14 protein-coding genes are annotated in these 20,704 nt (G+C 70.5%); 5 read left to right on the forward strand and 9 right to left on the reverse strand.

The genetic code is table 11. The features are described from left to right. The first annotated feature begins 382 nt into the window (after positions 1-382). Positions 383-1,102: a chaplin family protein gene (locus ACIQCJ_RS20215; protein ID WP_391050741.1), complete on the forward strand. Its 720-nt coding sequence runs from the start codon at positions 383-385 to the stop codon at positions 1,100-1,102. Here the strand turns inward: ACIQCJ_RS20215 and ACIQCJ_RS20220 are convergent. Further along, the gene (locus ACIQCJ_RS20220) at positions 1,072-2,070 is read right to left on the reverse strand and encodes a YihY/virulence factor BrkB family protein (RefSeq protein ID WP_402712099.1); all 999 of its coding nucleotides are present in this window, start codon (positions 2,068-2,070) and stop codon (positions 1,072-1,074) included. The two genes, ACIQCJ_RS20215 and ACIQCJ_RS20220, sit on opposite strands and share 31 nt — an antisense overlap. Before the next feature lie 176 nt (positions 2,071-2,246). On the opposite strand from ACIQCJ_RS20220, the gene ACIQCJ_RS20225 reads away from it, so the two are divergent. Together ACIQCJ_RS20225 and ACIQCJ_RS20230 are read left to right on the forward strand one after the other, a co-directional pair. Next, the gene (locus ACIQCJ_RS20225; protein ID WP_402712100.1) at positions 2,247-3,332 is read left to right on the forward strand and encodes an S-(hydroxymethyl)mycothiol dehydrogenase; all 1,086 of its coding nucleotides are present in this window, start codon (positions 2,247-2,249) and stop codon (positions 3,330-3,332) included. Positions 3,333-3,417: 85 nt separating this feature from the next. After that, a complete protein-coding gene (locus ACIQCJ_RS20230; RefSeq protein WP_355347669.1) occupies positions 3,418-5,184 on the forward strand; it encodes an ABC transporter ATP-binding protein in 1,767 nt (588 codons plus the stop codon). 91 nt (positions 5,185-5,275) lie between these two features. On the opposite strand, the gene pgm is transcribed toward ACIQCJ_RS20230, so the two are convergent. Next, on the reverse strand, positions 5,276-6,916 hold the full coding sequence (gene pgm / locus ACIQCJ_RS20235) for a phosphoglucomutase (alpha-D-glucose-1,6-bisphosphate-dependent) (RefSeq protein ID WP_355347672.1): 1,641 nt from the start codon (positions 6,914-6,916) through the stop codon (positions 5,276-5,278). A gap of 245 nt (positions 6,917-7,161) precedes the next feature. On the opposite strand from pgm, the gene ACIQCJ_RS20240 reads away from it, so the two are divergent. After that, entirely contained in the window at positions 7,162-8,694 is a 1,533-nt protein-coding gene (locus tag ACIQCJ_RS20240; RefSeq protein WP_402712101.1) for an MFS transporter, read from the forward strand. Between the two features lie 56 nt (positions 8,695-8,750). Here the strand turns inward: ACIQCJ_RS20240 and ACIQCJ_RS20245 are convergent, their stop codons facing one another. The 7 genes from ACIQCJ_RS20245 to ACIQCJ_RS20275 form a co-directional block, all read right to left on the reverse strand. Beyond that, positions 8,751-9,203 (reverse strand): MarR family transcriptional regulator, encoded by a 453-nt coding sequence (locus ACIQCJ_RS20245; protein ID WP_355347678.1) that lies wholly within the window; start codon positions 9,201-9,203, stop codon positions 8,751-8,753. 29 nt (positions 9,204-9,232) lie between these two features. Beyond that, the gene (locus ACIQCJ_RS20250) at positions 9,233-10,852 is read right to left on the reverse strand and encodes an MFS transporter (protein WP_391050750.1); all 1,620 of its coding nucleotides are present in this window, start codon (positions 10,850-10,852) and stop codon (positions 9,233-9,235) included. A gap of 202 nt (positions 10,853-11,054) precedes the next feature. After that, positions 11,055-11,567: a DUF664 domain-containing protein gene (locus ACIQCJ_RS20255; RefSeq protein WP_355347681.1), complete on the reverse strand. Its 513-nt coding sequence runs from the start codon at positions 11,565-11,567 to the stop codon at positions 11,055-11,057. A 253-nt stretch (positions 11,568-11,820) separates the two neighbouring features. Next, positions 11,821-13,254, reverse strand: coding sequence for a ricin-type beta-trefoil lectin domain protein (locus tag ACIQCJ_RS20260; protein WP_355347684.1), 1,434 nt, complete (start codon positions 13,252-13,254; stop codon positions 11,821-11,823). A 267-nt stretch (positions 13,255-13,521) separates the two neighbouring features. Continuing rightward, on the reverse strand, positions 13,522-17,805 hold the full coding sequence (locus ACIQCJ_RS20265) for a discoidin domain-containing protein (protein ID WP_402712102.1): 4,284 nt from the start codon (positions 17,803-17,805) through the stop codon (positions 13,522-13,524). 373 nt (positions 17,806-18,178) lie between these two features. Next, complete coding sequence (locus tag ACIQCJ_RS20270; protein WP_355347690.1) at positions 18,179-18,550, reverse strand: STAS domain-containing protein; 372 nt, start codon at positions 18,548-18,550, stop codon at positions 18,179-18,181. Between the two features lie 235 nt (positions 18,551-18,785). Then, entirely contained in the window at positions 18,786-19,292 is a 507-nt protein-coding gene (locus ACIQCJ_RS20275) for a MarR family transcriptional regulator (protein WP_355347693.1), read from the reverse strand. 202 nt (positions 19,293-19,494) lie between these two features. Here ACIQCJ_RS20275 and ACIQCJ_RS20280 point away from each other — a divergent pair, with 202 nt between their 5' ends. Beyond that, the gene (locus tag ACIQCJ_RS20280; RefSeq protein WP_355347696.1) at positions 19,495-20,673 is read left to right on the forward strand and encodes a PP2C family protein-serine/threonine phosphatase; all 1,179 of its coding nucleotides are present in this window, start codon (positions 19,495-19,497) and stop codon (positions 20,671-20,673) included. Positions 20,674-20,704: the final 31 nt, after the last annotated feature.

Consider the following 20,704-nt stretch of genomic DNA (forward strand, 5'->3'; position numbering starts at 1 on the left):
CCTACCCCCCCCCCCCCCCCCCCCCCCCCCCCCCCCCAACCCCCCCCCCCCCCCCCGGCGCGGGCCCCCCCCCCCCCCCCCCCCCCCCCCCCCCCCCCGCGCCCCCCCCCCCCCCGGGCCCCCCCGCCGCTGTCGTGTCGGGACAATCCGTTACCACGTTCCATCGGCCGCTCATGGGTAATTCATAGGAATAGCGGAACCGATAGCCGGAATACCGGGAAAAGTGCTGGCCGCACGTCCTGTCGGCCCGTCAGGGACGGGGCCGCGACACGGTCACTCGTTGGGGTGATTTATCCGTCGGCCATGACCTGATTGGCCCTGAGCGCGTTGTCTCCGGTGCGGGCATGCGGCCCGTGAGGATTTCCGGAAGGCAGGAAAGCGTATGAACAGGGTTGCCCAGAAGGGACTCGTCACCGCCATGGTCGCCGGCGGTCTGTTGGCGGGCGCCGGGTATGCCCAGGCCGATTCGGCCGCCCAGGGTGACACCACCGGATCGCCCGGTGTCCTGTCGGGCAATTCGGTGGAAGTGCCCGTCTCCATTCCGGTGAATGTATGCGGAAATACGATCAATGTGATCGGTTTGCTGAATCCGGTGACGGGCAACGCGTGCGCCAACACCTCGGCTCCGGCCGCCACGCACTCCTCCCCCGGTGCCAGGCCGGGTCGGCACGCGGGCGCACCGGCCGATGAGCGCGCCGTCCCCGCCGGGACGAACTCGGGCTCGGGCGGCGGCGCACACGCGGCGGGCGGCACCCGTAACTCGCCCGGCCTGCTGTCGGGCAACAGCATCCGGCTGCCGATCGACGTGCCCGTCAACATCACCGGCAACAGCGTCAATGTCGTCGGGATCGGCAACCCCTCCACGGGCAACACCTCGACGAACGGCTCGACCCCGCCGGTCGTGAAGCCCACTCCGGTGCCGACCACCCCGCCCGCCCCGGCCCACACTCCGGTGCCCGCGCCGCCGAACGTCGAGGACCCCGCGGCCCCGACGCTGGCGCACACCGGTGCGGACGGCCTGCCGTACACCGCCGGTGGCAGCGCCGCCCTGCTGCTCGGCGGCGTCGTGCTCTACCGCCGTTTCCGACCCGGCCGCGGCTGAACCGGCAGCGGTGCGACGTCCGGGGCCGCTTCCGGCGTCTTCGACGCCGCCGGGGCCTCCGGCGGCGGCGCGGCCTTGCCGTCCAGTGCCCGCTGGGCGTTGAAGTGGGCGCCGACCAGCAGGGCCAGGTTGGAGAACCACAGCCACACCAGGAAGACCACGGTGCCGGCCAGCGGGCCGTAGAGCCGGTTGTACGTGCCCGCGCGGGCGGTGTACGCGGCGAATCCGACCGAGGTCAGCAGCCACAGCAGGACGGCGAGGGCGCCGCCGGGGGCCATCGCGCGCAGGCCGCGGGTGCCGCGGGGACCTGAGCGGAAGAGCACCAGGACCAGCGCGGCGGCCAGCACCAGCAGCAAGGGCCAGCGCAACACCCGCCAGGCGGTGATCACGGGGGTGTTCATGTGCGGCAGCTCCCCTATCCGGTGGGCGACCTCGCCGCTGACCACTAGGCTGCTGGCGCTGCACACCAGCAGGACGAGCAGCGCCACCGAGGTGATCACGATGCGCGGGGCGGTGCGCCAGGCGGGGCGGTGGTCGGTCACCCGGTACATCGAGTGCAGGGCGCGCCGGAAGACGCTGGAGTAGCTGCACGCCGACCAGACGGCGCCCGCGCTGCCGATGATCACCAGGGAGAGGGTCGCGGACCGGTCGTCGGCCATGTCCTGGAGCGCGGAGGCGACGATCGGCCGGGACGCGGTCGGGAGCAGGGAGGTGACCTCGGAGGCCAGCTGATTCTCCGAGGCACCGCCCGCCAGGCCCAGCACCGACACGGTGACCAGCAGCGCGGGGAAGAGCGCGAGCACCGCGTAGTACGTGAGGGCCGCCGCCCGCTCCGTGGCGTCCTCCTCCCATGCCGCCCCTATGGCGCGGCCGAGGGCCCGGATGGCGCGGAAGGTCGCGACGGTCTTCGGCAGCCGTCTTGTGTCAGCCGGCCGCGTGCCGCGGACCGCGCTGTCCTCAGTGGTCAAAAGTGCCCCTCACAGCGTCGAGCGGTAGGCGACCTGTGGCCCGCAGTGACGTATGCCCGGTGCCGGTCCACCCATGTGCGCCTTTCCGGGTACTGCCCGCCGCGGGGTCGCGGCACCTATCGTCGGCAGCGAACAGTGGCCGAACGCTGGGCACACGACGAAGGGAAGGACCGGACATGGCACAGGAAGTCCGCGCAGTGATCGCACCGGGCAAGGGCGAGCCGGTACGGGTGGACACGGTGGTGGTGCCGGATCCGGGGCCGGGCGAGGCGCTGGTGCGGATCCAGGCGTGCGGGGTCTGCCACACCGACCTGCACTACCGGGAGGGCGCGATCAACGACGACTTCCCGTTCCTGCTCGGGCACGAGGCCGCCGGCGTGGTCGAGACCGTCGGCGACGGCGTCACCGAGGTCGCGCCGGGCGACTTCGTGATCCTCAACTGGCGGGCCGTGTGCGGCCGGTGCCGCGCGTGTCTGCGCGGGCGCCCCTGGTACTGCTTCGACACCCACAACGCGAAGCAGAAGATGACGCTCAAGGACGGCACCGAGCTGTCGCCCGCGCTGGGCATCGGCGCCTTCGCGGAGAAGACGCTGGTCGCGGCCGGGCAGTGCACGAAGGTCGACCCGGCGGTGTCGGCGTCGGTGGCCGGGCTGCTCGGCTGCGGGGTGATGGCCGGGATCGGCGCGGCGCTCAACACCGGGAACGTGGGCCGCGGCGACTCGGTCGCGGTCATCGGCTGCGGCGGCGTCGGCGACGCGGCCGTGGTGGGATCGCGGCTGGCCGGTGCGGCCAGGATCATCGCCGTCGACATCGACGACCGCAAGCTCGCCACGGCGTCCGCGATGGGCGCCACGCACACCGTCAACTCCCGCGACCGTGACGCCGTGGAGGCGATCCGCGAGCTGACCGGCGGGAACGGCGCCGACGTCGTGATCGACGCGGTCGGCCGCCCGGAGACGTACAAGCAGGCGTTCTACGCGCGCGATCTGGCCGGGACGGTGGTCCTGGTGGGGGTGCCGAGTCCGGAGATGACGCTGGAGCTGCCGCTGTTGGACGTGTTCGGCCGCGGCGGCGCGCTGAAGTCGTCGTGGTACGGCGACTGCCTGCCGTCGCGGGACTTCCCGATGCTGATCGACCTGCATCTCCAGGGGCGCCTGGACCTGGGCGCGTTCGTCACGGAGACCATCGCGCTGGACGAGGTGGAGGCGGCGTTCGCGCGGATGTCCGAGGGCGACGTATTGCGTTCGGTCGTGGTGCTGTAGCGGCTCTAAGGTGAAGGCGGGCGCATGCGCGATGAGGCGCATGCGCGCACCTGTACTGCGAAGACGTCATTTCGAGGAGCCTTCAATGGCGCTGCCGCAAGGCACGCTCAGCCACCGCTACCGCGGCGAACACCCCGTCCGTACCCTCCTCTACCTCTTCGAACCCGACCGTCGCCGGGTCGGGTTCGCCGTACTCGCCTTTTTCGCCAAGCACACCCCCGTCTGGCTGCTGCCGCTCATCACGGCCAACGTGGTCGACGTCGTCGTGCAGCACCGGCCGATATCGGTGCTGTGGTGGAACTCGGCCGTCCTGCTGGTGATCCTCAGCCTCAACCTCCCGCTGCACCTGGCGTACGTGCGCTGCATGCAGGGCTCGATCCGCAGGACCGGCACCCGGCTGCGCACCGCGATCTGCCAGCGGATGCAGCAGCTCTCCATCGGCTACCACTCCCGTGTCAGCGCCGGCGTGCTCCAGGCCAAGGTGATCAGGGACGTCGAGACCATCGAGACGGCGGCGCAGCAGACCGCCGACAACGGTCTGGCCGCGATCGCCACCCTGAGCGGCGGCCTGGTGGTGATCGGCGTCCAGGCGCCCGCCTTCCTGCCGGTCTATCTGATCGTGGTGCCCGCCTCCGCGATGCTGGTGGTGCGGCTGCGCCGCCGGTTGCGGCACGACAACGAGTCCTTCCGCCAGCAGGTGGAGCAACTGTCCTCGCGGGTCAGCGAGATGACGACCCTGATCCCCATCACCCGTGCGCACGGCCTGGAGAACACCGCGCTGCACCGGGTGGACCGCACGCTGGGCGAGGTGCTGCACGCGGGGCTGCGGCTCGACCGGCTCAACGGCTGGTTCGGTTCGCTGGCCTGGATCCTGCTCAACGCGATCGGCGTGGCCTGCCTGGCGGGCTCGGCGCTGGTCGCCTACTACGGCTGGCTGAACGTTTCGGCGGGCACCGTGGTGATGCTCAGCGCGTACTTCTCCAGCCTCACCGGGTCGGTGACCACGCTGCTGACGCTGACCCCGCAGATCGGCAAGGGCCTGGAGTCGGTCCGCTCGATCGGCGAGGTGCTCCAGGCGCCCGACCTGGAGCAGAACGACGGCAAGGCCGAAGTGAAGGGCGTGGTGGGGCACTTCGAGTTCCGCGGGGTCGGCCACACCTATCCCGAGAGCGACCGGCCCTCGCTGGTCGACTTCGATCTGGACGTGCGGCCGGGCGAGACGGTCGCCCTGGTGGGCGGTTCCGGCGCGGGCAAGTCGACCGTGCTCAATCTGGTGATCGGCTTCCTGCGGCCGACGCATGGGCGGATTCTGCTCGACGGCGTCGACATGGAGGATCTGGACCTGCGCGACTACCGGACCTGGCTGTCGGTGGTGCCGCAGGACTCGATCCTGTTCGAGGGCACCGTCCGCGACAACGTCACCTACGGCATGACCGATGTGCCGGAGGAGAGGGTCAGGGCGGCGCTGCGGGACGCCAACGCGCTGGAGTTCATCGACCGGATGACCCACGGTCTCGACACCGTCGTCGGTGAGCGGGGCGCCCGGCTCTCCGGCGGGCAGAAGCAGCGGCTGGCCATCGCCCGCGCGCTGATCCGCGACCCGCGCGTGCTGGTCCTGGACGAGGCGACGTCCGCGCTCGACTCCCGCTCGGAGGCGCTGGTCCAGCAGGCGCTGACCCGGCTGGTGCGCGGCCGTACGGTCTTCGTGGTGGCCCACCGGCTGTCCACGATCCGCAACGCCGACCGTATCGTCGTCCTGGACGAGGGCCGTATCGCGGAAGTCGGTCCGCACGCCGAGCTGGTGCGCGGCGGCGGCGCGTACGCGGGTCTCCAGGCCGCCCAACTGGCCTGAGCCGCCCGCGCGTCGAAGGGCCTGTCGTCCCTCACCCGACGGAGCGGAGCACGCGCTCCGGGGTCGCTCCGTCGGGTGGAGGGCACGGCCGTCAGCCGTTCAGCGCACGGGCGACGATGGCCTGTGCCTCCTCCTGGACGGTGGCGAGGTGGTCGTCGCCGAGGAAGGACTCGGCGTAGACCTTGTAGACGTCCTCCGTCCCCGAGGGCCGCGCGGCGAACCAGGCGTTGTCGGTGCTGACCTTGATGCCGCCCAGGGCCGCGTTGTTGCCGGGGGCGTGGGTGAGCACGGAGGTGACGGGGTCTCCGGCGAGTTCGGCGGCGGGCACCTGCTTGGGCGAGAGCTCGGCGAGCACGGCCTTCTCCTCGCGGGTCGCGGGCGCGTCGATCCGCGCGTAGGAGGGGGCGCCGAAGCGCTCCGTGAGGTCCGCGTAGTGCTCGGACGGGGTGCGACCGGTGACGGCGGTGATCTCGGCGGCCAGCAGTGCCAGCAGGATGCCGTCCTTGTCGGTGGTCCACACCGAGCCGTCGCGCCGCAGGAAGGACGCGCCCGCCGACTCCTCGCCGCCGAAGGCCAGGGTGCCGCCGAGCAGCCCGTCCACGAACCACTTGAAGCCGACCGGGACTTCGGTCAGCGGACGGCCGAGGTCGGCCACCACCTTGTCGATCATCGAGGAGGACACCAGCGTCTTGCCGATCGCCAGGTCGGGCCGCCACTGCTCGCGGTGCCGCGACAGGTAGGAGATGGCGACGGCCAGGTAGTGGTTGGGGTTCATCAGGCCGCCGTCGGGCGTGACGATGCCGTGCCGGTCGGCGTCCGCGTCGTTGCCGGTGGCGATGCGGTACTCGTCCTTGCGGGCGATCAGCGACGCCATCGCGTACGGCGACGAGCAGTCCATTCGGATCTTGCCGTCCCAGTCGAGCGTCATGAACCGCCAGGTGGGGTCGGCGACCGGGTTCACCACGGTCAGGTCGAGGCCGTGCCATTCGGCGATCCGGCCCCAGTACTGGACCGACGCGCCGCCCAGCGGGTCCGCGCCGATCGTGACGCCCTCGCGCCGTACGGTCTCCAGGTCGAGCACCGACGGCAGGTCGTCCACGTAGCGGCCGAGGAAGTCGTAGCGCCCGGTGGTGTCGGCGGCGAGCGCCCGGGTGTACGGGACGCGGCGCACGCCCTTGAGGCCGTCGGCGATCAGCTCGTTGGCCCGGTCCTGGATCCAGCCGGTGGCGTCGGAGGCGGCGGGGCCGCCGCTCGGCGGGTTGTACTTGAAGCCGCCGTCCGCGGGCGGGTTGTGCGAGGGGGTGACGACCACGCCGTCGGCGAGGTGGGTGGTACGGCCCCTGTTGTACGACAGGATCGCGTGCGAGACCGCCGGGGTGGGCGTCCAGCCGTCGCTCTCGTCGATCAGCACCGAGACCTCGTTGGCGGCGAAGACCTCGAGCGCGGTGACCCGCGCGGGCTCGGACAGCGCGTGCGTGTCGGCGCCGAGGAAGAGCGGTCCCGTGGTGCCCTGCGCGGTGCGGTAGTCGCAGATCGCCTGGCTGGTGGCGGCGATGTGGTCCTCGTTGAACGCGGTGTTCAGCGACGAGCCGCGGTGCCCCGAGGTGCCGAACGCCACCCGCTGGCCGGTCTCGCCGGGGTCCGGGTGCAGCGCGTAGTAGGCCGTGATCAGGCGGGGTACGTCCACCAGGTCGTCCGGCCGTGCCGGTGTTCCGGCGCGCTCGTGCGGCATCCGCGTCTCCTTCGCTGCGTCATCGGTCGGGCCTGCCCTGACCATTCTTACCCCCGATGCGCGCCGGTGATCAGCGGGCGCGGTCGCGGTCGCGTGGCGGGCACGGTCGGGAATGCGCGGCGGGCGTGGTCGGGGTCGCTTGGCGGGCGCGGTCGGGGGTGGGCGGCGGGCGTGGTTTTCACGGTTGCCGCGGCGCGGGGCCGCGACACTCACGCCTCGGCTCCCGGCGCTCTATGGTGACGGTCATGAGTAATCCGGAGCCGCCCGCCGAGGGTGTGCGGCTCTCCTCGGCGACCGGGCGCTGGGTGCTGGCCTGCTCGGTGCTCGGCTCGGGCATGGCGATGCTGGACGGCACCATCGTCAACATCGCGCTCCCCCGGATCGGGGAGGGCCTCGGCGCGACCCTGGCGGCGCTCCAGTGGACCGTCAACGGCTATCTGCTGACGCTCGCCGGGCTGATCCTGCTCGGCGGCGGCCTCGGTGACCGGTACGGGCGCAGGAAGGTCTTCGTCATCGGCGTCGTCTGGTTCGCGCTGGCGTCCGCGCTGTGCGGCGCGGCGCCCGACAGCGGCGTGCTGATCGCGGCGCGGGCGCTCCAGGGCGTGGGCGGGGCGCTGCTGACGCCCGGTTCGCTCGCCCTGGTGCAGTCCACGTACCGCCCGCAGGACCGCGCGAAGGCGGTCGGCGCCTGGTCGGGCCTCGGCGGCGTGGCGGGCGCGATCGGCCCGTTCCTCGGCGGCTATCTGGTGGACGGTCCCGGCTGGCGGTGGATCTTCCTGATCAATCTGCCGCTGGCGGCGGTCGTGGTGGCCATCGCCGTCCGGCACGTGCCGGAGAGCCGCGACCGTACGGCGAGCGGGAGCTTCGACATCCTGGGCGCGGTACTGGCCGCGCTCTGCCTCGCGGGCGTCACCTACGCGCTGATCAGCGCGTCCGGCCACCCCTCCCCCGTCGCGGTCGCCGTGCCCGCGGCGGCGGGTCTGGCGTGCGGCTGGGCCTTCCTGCGCACCGAGCGGCGCCGCCCGTCCCCGATGCTGCCGCTGTCGGTCTTCTCCTCGAAGCTGTTCACCTCGATGAATCTGGTGACGCTCTGTCTGTACGCGGCCATCGGCGGGGTGTTCTTCGTGCTGCCGGTGCAGCTCCAGATCGCCGCCGGGTACAGCGCGCTGCGCGCCGGTCTCGCGACGCTGCCGGTGACCGTCCTGATGCTGCTGCTGTCCGCGCCCGCGGGCGCGCTCGCCCAGCGGATCGGGCCGCGCTGGCCGCTGACGGTCGGTCCGCTGGTCACCGCGTGCGGCCTGCTGCTGCTCACCCGCGTGTCGCCGGACACCTCCTCGTACGTCGTCGACGTGCTGCCCGCCGTCGTCGTCCAGGGGCTCGGCATGTGCCTGTTCGTGGCGCCGCTGACCGCGACCGTGCTGGCCTCGGTGGAGGTCGATCACGCGGGGGTGGCCAGCGGGGTGAACAACGCGGCGGCCCGCGTGGCGCAACTGCTGATCGTCGCGGCCCTCCCCCTGGCCGTCGGCCTGTCCGACCACGCCTACCGGTCGCCGCACGCGGTGAACTCGGCGTTCGGGAAGGCGATGCTGATCTGTGCGGGCCTGTGCGCCGTCGCCGCGGTGCTGGCCGCGGTGCTGGTGCCGTCGGGTGCGCTGCGCGAGGACGGGGCGAAGGGGCCGCTCGCGCAGCCGGAGTGCGCGCCGCACTGCGGTGTGCTGGCGCCCCCGGTCGAGCCGGGCCGGCCCGAGCGGCCCGGACAGCCGGAACAGCCCGCCTGAGAGGCGGGGGCAGCCGAGGGGGCAGTTCGTAAGGGCCGGAGGCCAGTCCGGCGGGGTCAGTCCGGCGGGGTCCGTTCGGTGAGGAGCAGTTCCAGGACGGGGAGCGCCGCGTCCAGCGTCGCGCGCTGCTCGTCGGTGAGCCACGCCATCCTCCGGGCGAGCAGTGCCGCCCGCTCGCGGCGGATGCGCTCCAGCAGGGCGCGCCCTTCCGGGGTGATGCTGACGAGCCAGGAGCGGCCGTCGGAGGGGTCGGCCTCCTTGCCGATCAGCCCGGCCTCCGACAGCGGCCTGACCGTACGGGTCAGGGAGGGGGCGGCGACCTGTTCGCGGGCGGCGAGTTCACCGAGCCGGATGGGGCCGAACTGCCCGATCCTGGCGAGCGCGGAGAGCTGCGCGTACGTCAGGTTGAGGTCGTCGGCGGACGCCTGGGCGAGCTGGCGGTAGAGCCGGGCCACGATCAGCGCGACCGCGGCCGGAGTGGCGCCCCCGCGCCCGTCGGTGTGGTCCATGGCGGGGGGCGCCTCCTCGGTCGGTTCGGTTACTCCTGCGGGGCGTGGGCCGCGCGGACGGCGCGGCTGCGGATCAGTGACGCGCCCGCCGCGACCAAGGACATCACGATGGCCAGGGCGAACACCACCACGAGGCCGTCGTGGAACGGCCCGGAAATCAGGTGCGGGAAGAATTCACGGCCGGTGAGCGTGTGCTGGTTGGCCGCCGGGAGCTTGCCGAGCAGGTCGGGGCCGAGCAGGTGCTGGATCGGGTTGTAGCCGAGGAAGGCCGCGAAGAGCGTGCCGACCGGCGGCAGATTGGCGATCTCGTGCGCGTTCGCCCCCGGCACGCCCTGGGCGACCAGGCCGCTGCTGAGAGTGCCGGGCAGCGAGCGGGCGAGTCCGGCGACCATGAGCGAGAAGAACACGCCGATGGAGAGCACCATGCCCGCGTTCTGGAAGGTGGCGCGCATGCCGGAGGCGGCGCCGCGGGCCTCGGCGGGCACGCTCGCCATGATGATCGAGGTGTTCGGCGCCGCGAACAGACCGCCGCCGACCCCGTTGAGGAAGATCAGGAACGCGAAGGCCAGATAGTTGAAGTCGGTGGGGAGCAGCAGCAGTCCCGCGAAGGACGCGGCCATCACGACGAATCCGGCGGCGGCGAAGAGCCTGGCGCCGTACCGGTCGGAGAAGTAGCCCGCGATGGGCCCGGAGACCAGGAAGCCGACGGTGAGCGGCAGCAGGAAGATACCGGCCCACAGCGGGGTGTCGACGTAGTCGTAGCCGTGCAGGGGCAGCCAGATGCCCTGGAGCCAGATGATCAGCATGAACTGGAGGCCGCCGCGGGCGATGGAGCCGAGCAGGGTGGCCGCGTTGCCGCCCGCGAAGGCCACGTTGCGGAACAGGCCGAGCGGGAACATCGGCTCGCGCACCTTGGCCTCGACGAGGCAGAAGACGGCGAGCATCGCGACGCCGCCGATCAGGCCCGCGAGCACCCAGGGGTTGGTCCAGCCCATGGTGTGGCCGCCGTAGGGCTGGATGCCGTAGGTGATGCCCGCGAGCAGCGCGGTCAAGCCGACGGCGAAGGTGACGTTGCCCCACCAGTCGACTCTGGCCTTGCGGCGGATGCCGGTCTCGTGGAGCGAGCGGTAGGCCCAGACGGTGCCGATCAGGCCGATCGGGACGTTGACCCAGAAGATCGAGCGCCAGTCCCACTCGGAGAGCAGGCCGCCGAGGACCAGGCCGATGAAGGATCCGGCGATGCCCGCGACCATGTTCACGCCGAGCGCCATGCCGCGCTGGCGGGCCGGGAAGGCGTCGGTGATGATCGCGGCCGAGTTGGCCATCAGCATCGAGCCGCCGACGGCCTGGGCGACGCGCCAGCCGATCAGCCAGAGCGCGCCGCCGCCGCCCTGCATCGGGTCCAGGGAGAGGATCACCGAGGTGACGGTGAAGATCAGGAAGCCGGAGTTGTAGATCTTGACCCGGCCGAGGATGTCCCCGAGCCGGCCGAGGGTGACCACGAGGACCGCCGTGACCAGCATGTATCCCATCAGCATCCAGAGCAGATAGCTGACGTTGCCGGGCTGGAGGGGGTCGAGGTGGATACCGGTGAAGATCGCGGGGAGCGAGATCAGCACGATCGAGGAGTTGATCGTGGCGATCAGCATGCCGAGCGTGGTGTTCGACAGTGCCACCCACTTGTAGCGCGGATGGTCAGCCGCTATGCGCGGTGGCCTCCGTTGTATTCGTGCCGCTGGCTCTTCGGCCGTCTTCTCGCTCGCCAACCCTCACACCCCACAGGTCGCGCAGGTACTTAACTTAGGTTAAGTAACTCTAACACCGAAGGGTGAACGGCCGACGCCGACGCCGTCACCGCCTGCGCATCAGCAGCCCCCGCAGATACGCCGCCTGCCCGGCGTGCTGGAGGTCGTCGGAGACGACGCTGATCAGGCGTACACCCAGGGTCACCGGCGGATTCCAGCGCTTGTCCACGACGCGGTCGAGGTCGTCGTCGGTCAGCTCCCGCACATGGCGGACGGTGTTCTCGTATACAGCGTCGTGGTAGCCGGTGAGCAGGTCGGCGGAGCTCACCCGGACGGCGGCGACGTCGTCCGGACCGTCGCCGTAGCCGATCGCCCCGGCGGGGAAGGGCAGGTCGAAGCGGGCGTCCCAGCCCTGCGCGGTCCAGGCCTGCTCGGTGCCCGCGACCTCGGCGACATGGTCGTCCTGGACGCGGGTCAGGTGCCAGATCAGCCAGCCGACGCTGTTGGCGCCCTCGTCCACGCGGAAGGCCAGCTCTTCGGGGGTGAGGCCGTCCACGGCGTCGTGGACCACTTCCTGGATCCGGCCGAAGGCGTCGGCCAGCAGTTCCGTGCTGTTCATCGGGGCTCCTCGTGAAGGATCGACAGCGGGCCACCGATGACAAGCGGCGGCGCCCCCTACTCCTTCCCGCCCCGCGCACATACTCCGCAATATCTCCGCACCGCAGATTTTTTACGTATCCACGTCGATTGTTTGCGAGGAGCCCGTAAGATCACTGCGGTACAGCGCACCGGTCCCGGGCGGGTGACATCGTCCCCGCCCGGGACCGGTCGATTCGCCTGTCCGCTCAGCTAGCGCTCAGCGGACGCGCGGGTCACGAAGGCAGCGTCCACTGCTGGTTCGCGCCGCCCGCGCAGGTCCAGATCTGGAGCCGGGTGCCGTTGGCGGAGCTGGGCCCGGTCGCGTCCAGGCACTTGCCCGAGCCGGTGTTGACCAGGGTGCTGCCGCTGCGGGTCCACTTCTGGGCGGCCGTGCCGTTGCAGTCGTAGAGCTGCACCTGGCTGCCGTTGGCGGTGCCCGCCGCGGCCACGTCCATGCACTTGCCGAGGGCCTGGAGCGAGTTGTCGCTGCCGACCGTCCAGTTCTGCGCGGTGGTGCCGTTGCAGTCGTAGAGCTGGACCGCCGCGCCGTTGGCGCTGCTCGCGGAGGCCACGTCCACGCACTTGTTGGCGTAACCGGACCGGATCGGCCCGGTGGCGCCGCCGGTGGGCGGCGGAGTGGTGCCGCCGCCGGTGATGGCGTTGAAGATGCTGGAGAACTGGTACTGCGACTGGGGTGTGCCGCTGCACGAGTCCGACAACTGGCCGTTGGTGGCGCATGCCTTGTCACGGCCGAGCGACCAGAAGGACAGCTCCTGGATGCCGTTGTTCTTCGCGAAGGTCTCCAGCGACTGCGCGTTGGCGGTCGAGAAGACCTCGTTGGTCGAGTCGTTCACCCCGATCATGGGGGTGTTGCCCTCCATCGCCCAGAGCTGCGCGGAGGTCTTGGTGTTCCAGATGGCGCCGAGCTGGCTGTGCAGCGCGGTGGCCGCGCTGATGGCCGCCTGGCCCATGTCCATCGACGGCCCGTAGTCCATCGTCATGATGTTGACGAGGTTGACGTTGAGGCCGTTGCTCTTGGCGTTGTTCAGCAGGCTGAGCGAGTTGGACTCCAGGCCCGTGGGGTTGACCGGGAGCGTGTAGTCGATGTCGAGCTTCTTGCCGGCCGCCGCGTACTCCTGCTGGAGCTGCGCGAGGGCCTGGTTGCGCCGGTCGTTGGCGGTGGTGTTGTTGAGCGCGCCGCCCTCGATGTCGAAGTCGAGGCGGGTCAGGTTGAGTCCGTCGATCACGCGCTTGTACTGGGTCTTGAGCGCGGCGACCGACGTACAGGAGATGCCGATCTCGGTGCCGCCCGCGCCGCCGAAGGAGGCGATGACATCGCCGCCGCCGGACCGCAGGGTGTTGATGGCCGACGTCCAGCTCGCGTCGGTGACCGAGGTACTGCCGTTGAAGGTGGCGTTGCAGCCGCCGCCGTCGATGACGAACGCGAGGGTGAAGTACTTCAACCCGGTGGCGTTCTTCACCGCCGCCAGCGCCGACGGGGAGTTCCAGACCTCGGCGTAGGGCGCCGCGTACTGCGCGGGGAAGCCGGGGCCCGGATTGGCCGCGGCCTGCGCCGGAGCGCCCGCGGCCAGCAGCAGTCCCGCCGCGAGTGCGGGGACGGCGGCGAGTGCGGTCAGCGCCTTGAGCCGAATGCGCGGTCTGTTCATGGGGGGAGACCTTCCGGTAGCGGACAGCCGGACCCGCGCACCCGGATCGGTTCTGATCCGTGAACGGCGGACTCCGACATGACTGAGGGCGCATCGGCGAAGGTAGGACTAGACCAATGCCACGTCAAGCCCTCACGTTCACCAACTGAAGACAACCGCACGCCTTTTGCTCTCCAACCCCGCCCGTGAACGCATGCGGGAGGTGCCCGCGTTCGAGAGCCGAACGCGGACACCTCCCAGCTGACGGCCGCTCCTCAGCGGCTGCCCTTAGTTGTTGACCTTGATGGTGAAGGTCGAGGTGGTGTTCTTGATGTCCTGGAAGTTGTCGCTCAGGTGCAGACCGTTGAAGGTGACGGAACCAACGGCCGGTCCCTGACCGGCCTCCGGCAGCTCATTGGCCCACAGACCGAATCCCGACTTCGCGTCGTACGCGTCACCGCTCTTGTGGGCACCGGTGATCGAGATGTTGGTCAAGATGGTGTCCGTGATCGGGAACTGCGGCTGACCGCCCACGTAGTTGGTCTGGAACATGATGCCGCTGTACGTCGGATCGGTGATGTCCACATCGCTGATGCGGATTCCCTGGAACACCTTCGAGGCCGAGAACAGCCAGATGGCGGGGAAGGTCTGGCCGTTCCAGAAGTGACCGCCCGTTCTGGCGAGCGACACGTTCTGGATGTTGGTCGGCACGGTTCCGAAGCCGTTCATCGCGTAACCGAAGTCCAGCGAACTGACGGTGATTCCGGAGTAGACCAGGGTGTCCGCGATGTAGATGTTCCGGAAGGTGTTGTTGTACCCGCCGTACACCGCGACGCCCGCCGCGCGCCAGGTCAGCAGCGACGTCAGGTTCTCGAACACGTTGTTCTTCTCGTCCGCGCCGCCGGCGTCGATGGCGGAGAACAGCGCGAAGCTGTCGTCACCGGTCGCCCGCGACTCGTTGTTGAAGACGTGGTTGTCCGTGGAGCCGTTCGTCATGTTGACGCCGTCGGCGAACGTGTCACGGATACGGGAGTTGCTGATCACCATGTTGTCGGTGTTGGCACCCCAGTACATGCAGACCGTGTGCTCGACCCAGATGTTGTCGATGGTCATGTTGGCCACGTTGGAGAGGTCGAAGACCTTTCCGGGACCGTCGATGCGCGAGGTGTAGTTGCCGAAGAACGCGAATCCGGAGAACGTCGTCCCGTTGGCGGTGGCGTCCGCGCGGAATCCGGCGTCGGTGTTCGACTGGTCGGCCGGAGTGCGGAAGCGGGTGAACCACGGACCGGCGCCGATCACCTTGATCGACCGGCCGTAGACCTGGAACTTCTGGGCGGTCGAGTAGTCACCGGTCGGCAGGTAGACGCCGAGCTTGGTGGTGTCCTGTCGCGCCGCGTCCAGGGCGTTCTGCACGTCCTGCTGGGTGAAGCCGGCCGGCACGACGTACTTCGTCGGGTCCGGGTTCGGGATCACCGTGGCCTGCTCGGTGTTGATGAAGTCGATCGCGTACGTGCTGGTGTTCGCGGCGTCCTTCTGGAGCTTGATCGTGCTGCCCGCCGGGACGGTCGTCCCGAGCAGCAGGTTGGCCTCGTCGTAGATGTGACGGGGGCCGCCCGCACCCGGGCTGTTGCCGGGGCCGGTCTCGTTGCCGTACAGCCAGGCGTACTTGGACGTCAGGTCGATGGCCTTGAGGAACGTGCCGTTGACGTAGACGTTCAGGTTGGAGTTGATGCCGTCGCCGCCCGCGGCGTCCGGGATGGAGTAGCGGACAACCAGCGTGTTGGTGCTGGCGCGGGTGGTGAAGGACACCGACTGCCCGGTGGAGTTGAGCGTCACCGCCTTGCGGCCGGACGCCTCGCCCGCGATGTCGCCGACGGTCCGGTTGGGACCGACGACCTGGGCGCCGCCGCCGAGCACACCGTCCTCGGCCTCGTACGAGTCGTACGGCATGTTGGCGCCGCGACCGACGAAGAAGGACAGGGTGCTGGTGTTGTTGGCCTGCTTGGTCGCCACCTCGTTGGCGTCGACGGCGATCACCGTCTTCACGGTGTACTTGCCGTTGACCGCGGTCCAGCTACCCAGGTTGATCGGGCTGGTGGTCGCTCCGGCCGCGATGGCGCCGCTGTAGGAGCCGGTCAGCGTCTTGATGACACTGCCGGTGGTGGCGTCGGCCAGGGTGAGCGTGACGTTGTGCGCGCCGCTCGCCGAGGCCACGGTGCCCTGGTTCTTGATGGCCACCGAGAAGTTGACGTTGTTGCCCGCCGACGGGTTGCCCGGCGACCAGGCGACCGGCGAGGCCACCAGGTCGGAGGTGTCGACCGGCTTGACCACCAGGGCGGTCGGGTTGGTGTAGCTGTTGTTGGTCTCGTTCTGCTCGACGACCTTGTTGGACTCGTCGACCTTGGCGGTGAGCTGGTAGCTGCCCGCGTCCTTCGCGCCGATGTTGGCGGTCACGACGCTGCTCGCGCCGGCGGCCAGCGCGCCGACGGTGCCGGTGCCGACCTTGGTGGTGCCGAGGTAGAAGTTGACGTCGGTGGAGGCCGCCGCGTCGGTGCCGATGTTCTTCACCGTCGCGCTGAGCGTGATCGGGTCGGTCTCGATCGGCGAGGCGGGCGAGGCCGTCAGGGAGCTGACGGTCAGATCGGGGTTGGGCCCCGGTACGCCGATGACCTGGAACTCGGCCGCCTGGCCGCCGCCCGCACCGGTGTTGGAGCTGAAGGTGAGGCGCACGTCAGCGACCCGGCCGGAGACCGGGATCGTCACCGAGTTGCCGGTGGACGGGCTGAAGTTGTACGCGGTCGCGGGCGAGAGCTGGGTGAACGTGCTCGCGCTCTGCTCCCGGCCGGAGACCGCGATGGTCTGGGTCCGGTTGCCCCACGAGGCGTCGGGGTTGAGCTTGACCACCACGGAGCTGGTGTCCACGTTGGAGCCCAGCGAGACGGTCAGGGTGCTGGTGCCGCTGCCTTCCCAGTACGTCGACAGGCTGTCGTCGTTGGCGTTGGCGGCGACGAAGTTCTGCACGGTGGCGGACGCGACGATCGGCTTGCCGACCGCCAGGTTCGTACCGCCGACGCTGGTGCCGTTGCGGGTCACCGTGTTGCTGTTCGCCGACTCGTTCCCGGCCGCGTCCTTGGCCCGTACGAAGTACGAGACGGTCGCGGTGTCGGGCTGGCTGTCGGTGTAGGTCAGCACGTTGGCCGCGGTGGTGGCGATCTGGCTGCCGTTGCGGAAGACCTCGTAGCCGGTGACACCGACGTTGTCGCTCGACGCCGTCCAGGTCAGCTTGATCTGGCCGGAGGCGGGCTGGGTGTACGCCAGGCTGCCCGGTGCGGTCGGCGCCTGCGTGTCACCCGAGGTGCCGGCGCGCGTCACGGTGTTGCTGTGCGCCGACTGGTTGCCCGCCGCGTCCTTGGCGACCACGTAGTACGCCACGGTCGCGGTGTCGGGCTGGCTGTCGGTGTACGTCAGCACGTTCCCGGCCACCGAGGTACGCAGCGCGCCGTTGGCGTACACGTCGTAGCCGGTGACGCCCGTGTCGTCGGTGGAGGCGCTCCAGGTCAGCTTGACCTGGCCGGACGCGGGCTGGGTGTACGCCAGGTTGGCGGGCGCGGTCGGCGCGGTGGTGTCACCGGTCGTCGGCCCGTACACCTCGAACTCGGATATCTGGCCCGCGGGCCAGCCGGTGTTGCCGGTGATGTTCAGCCGGACGTACCGGGTCGTCGTCGAGTTGAAGTTGATGGTCACCGTGTTGGCCGACGACGGGTTGAAGGAGTAACCCGCCGAGGCGACGATGTCGGTGAACGTGGTGCCGTTGGTGCTGCCCTGGACGGCCAGGGTCTGCGTGCGCGTCGACCAGCTCGTGGCCGGCGGCAGCTTCAGCACGACCTGGTTGACCGCCACCGCGGAGCCGAGGTCGACCCGGAGCCACTGCGGGAAGGCGTTGTTGGAGCTCTCCCAGTACGAATTCGCGTCGCCGTCAACGGCGTTGCCCGAGCCGTAGACGTCCGCGTGGCTGGACTCCGCGGTCGGCTTGCCCTTGGCGAGGTTGACCGTCGAGGCCGCGGCGGCCTGCGCGGTGATCTCGGAGAGCTGGGCGGAGGACCCGGCGGAGTTCCCGGTCACCTCGGCGCGCACGTAGTGCGCCATGGAGGCCGGGAAGGAGATCTTGACGGTGTTGCCGGTCGACGGGCTGAAGGTGTACTTCGCCGAGCCGACCAGGGTGTTGAAGGTCTCGCCGTCCTCGCTCGCCTGGATCGAGAGCGTCTCCGACCTGGACTTCCACCCCGAGGGGACCTTCAGCCGCACCTGGTCGATGCGGGTGGTGCGGCCCAGGTCGATCTGCGCCCACTGCGGCAGGGACTTGCCCGAACTCTGCCAATAGGTGTTCTGGTCGCCGTCGTTGAGGTGGGCGGCGCTGTTCTTGCCGCTGGTGCTACTGACCGAGACCGCGCTGTCGGTCGCCGGACTTGGCTCTCCCGATGCCATGGCGGGAAGAGCGGACCCGCCCAGGAGCAGCAGGCTCGTCGCGGTCACCCCCGCCATCAGCCGTGGGATGGAGCGCTTCGTTCTCATAGCGTCCCTCTATGTCGTGTCCGGCGCTTCGTCGCGACCGGAGCGGTGGGAGGTTCAGGAGACGGACTATCCGAAACGTGCGGGTTGAGCATATGAAGTTGCGCTCTTCCCATGCAGATCCATCGTTGTTCTGCGAAAAATTTGCGTTTGTGTTGGCAGAGTGTTACAGACGCGCTACGGCGGCGTCTACGCCTCGGAAGGCAACGATTCATGCCATGGCAAAGCCAGTTGGCGGACCTGCCGGTTTCCGGACATGCCTGAGCGCCCGCGCGTGGGCGGGTCGGGTGACAGTGGGTACGCGTGAGAGCGGTCTCACGTCACAGCGGGTTCGCCCCCGTGCTTCAGGGGAAGGCGCGCAGTGCGGCGCCGAGCGTTACGCGCGGTCGTCGGAGCCGGCCAGCGCCTCTTCGACGGAGTCACGGACGGCCAGCACCATCGGCAGTCCGACCAGGCCGAAGAGCCGGGCGACGAAGGGAGAGGGAGCGGCGAGCCACAGGCGACCGGGGCCAAGATCGACATCGGCCCGCAGCAACTCGTTCACCGTGGAGGAGTCACAGAAAGTGACCTGCGACAGATCGAGCACCACGCGGGGCGCGTCGTCGCGCCTGGCCGCGGCCAGCGCAGCCCGCAGCGGCTCCAGGGTTTCCAGGTCGAGCTCGCCGCGCAAGGCGAGGACCAGCGCGGTCCCGGCCCGGCGGACGGCCACCTCGACCGGTCTCCCGGCACCCTCTCCGCCACCGCTCACAGCGCTTCCTTCACTCTCTGCCGCACCGGCGGCCGTACGAGGCGTTCCGTCGCCCCCGTGCTGCCCGACATGCGCAGTCACGCGAGCCACCCTAGTAAGATCGTTGCCACTTGACAACAATATCCATCGGACAAGAGTCTGTGCCGACGCACACGTGTTCGTGTCACGGCATGGGTGCGGGTCGGGATGCGAGTGCGCGGGCGACAGCGCCCGGGGCGGGGAGCGGTGCGTGATGCTAGGCGGAGTCCGCCGCACGGCGTGCGGGGTCGGCGGTGGTCGCACCGGGTACGGCCGCACCGGCGGCGGCACGGCGGAAGGCCGTCAGTCCCTCGGCGAGCGCCGCCAGCTCGTCCGGCGCCATCCGGCCCAGCACGGCCTTCACCTCGCGGGCCCTGAAGTCGCGGAATTCGGCGAGTGCCGCGTGCCCGCGCCGGGTCAGCCGCAGTTCCACCTCGCGGCGGCTGGTCGGGCTCGTCTGCCGGTCCACCAGACCGACCGCCTCCAGCCGGTCGCAGAGCCTGCTCACCGAGGACGGCCGCGATCCCAGCGCGTCGCCCAGTGTCCGCAGATTGGCGCCCTCGTACTGTTCGATCGCGAACAGCGCCCGCACCTGCGACGGTGACAGGGGGCCGGACGGTGCGGCCTCCTGGCCTCTCCCCCACAGGACCTCCAGCAGTTCCGACACAGCACTGGCTTCATGAGCGACCTGCTCATGGCGGTGAGGCGGAACGATGTGGGGCACCTGGCCACTGTGCCACTGACGACGGCGGTTTGTCAGCCCGCGCCTCCCCGCACGGGCCCCCTGCCACCCGCCGCGCCCCACCTCGTCACCCCGCCCTCACCTCGGCCACCGTCCCCGACCCCCTTCACCGCCGCCGTCCGTCAGCACCGCTTCAGCCCCCCACCCGCCGTCTCTCCCACCGATAGCAAAGGCTGTCCCGCCCGTGACGAACTTCCTGGCCGTAGAACGCGCTCTGCGCTCCGCGGCTCCCTACGCTCTGCTGGACACCGCGCGCACCGCGCTGGCCGAGCACTACGGCACGGTCTCGGCCGACCTGCTGCTGGCCGACTACAGCACCACGGTGCTCCAGTCGGTCGACGTCTCGGCGCCCGCCAGGCTCTCGCTGCCGGTGCACAACACCCCGCAGGGCAGGGCGTTCGGCAGCCAGCAGCCGGTGGAGCAGCGCGCGGGGCGGGACGGCGAGGTCACCGTGCATCTGCCGGTCACCGTGCGCGGCGACCGGCTGGGCATCCTCACGGTCGTGCTGCCCGCCGACCGGCACGCCGTGCAGGGCGTCGGCGAGCTGGCCGAGGTGGCGGAGCTGCTCGGACGCGAACTGGTGGTCGCCGAGCGGGACACCGACCACTATCTGATCGCGCGCAGGGCCACGCGGCTCACCCTGGCGGCCGAGATGCAGTGGGAGCTGCTGCCGGGCCGCGCCTTCGCCCGGCCCGAGTACGCGCTCGGCGCCCAGCTGGAGCCCGCCTACGCCATCCACGGCGACAACTTCGACTGGTCGGCCAGCCCGGACACCCTGACCCTGGCCATCACCAACGGCATGGGCGCGGGCATCGACGCGTCCCTGCTGACCAGCCTGGCCGTCAACGCGCTGCGCAACGCGCGCCGGGCGGGCATCGGCATCGCCGACCAGGCCGCGCTCGCCGACCAGGCGCTGTGGTCGCGCTACCGCGGCGCCGCCCACGTCGCCACGCTGCTGCTCTCCTTCGACGTGCCCAGCGGTGTGGTGCAGGTGGTGGACGCCGGGTCGCCCCGGCTGTGGCGGCAGCGCGGCAAGACCGTCGAGCGGGTGGCATTCGACGAGCAGCTGCCGCTCGGGATGTTCGAGGAGACCCTGTACGTGGCCGAGGAGTTCCAGGTGCTGCCCGGCGACCGGCTGCTGTTCGCCAGCGACGGCGTCTACGCCACGTACTCCCCCGAGGGCGACGCGTACGGCGACCGGGCGCTGATCCGCGGCCTGTCGGCGACGAGTCTGCTGCCCGCCGCCGACGTGCCGGGCGCGGTGCTGCGCGAGCTGCCCGACTACCGGGGGCACGAAGCGGACGACGACGCGCTGGTGGTCTGCCTCGACTGGTTCGGCCCGCAGGAGGAGACCGGGGCCTGAGCCGTACGGTCGTATACGGTCGCCGCGCCCG

This window comes from Streptomyces sp. NPDC093221 (genome assembly GCF_044753885.1).
In the GTDB taxonomy this organism is placed as follows: Bacteria; Actinomycetota; Actinomycetes; order Streptomycetales; family Streptomycetaceae; genus Actinacidiphila.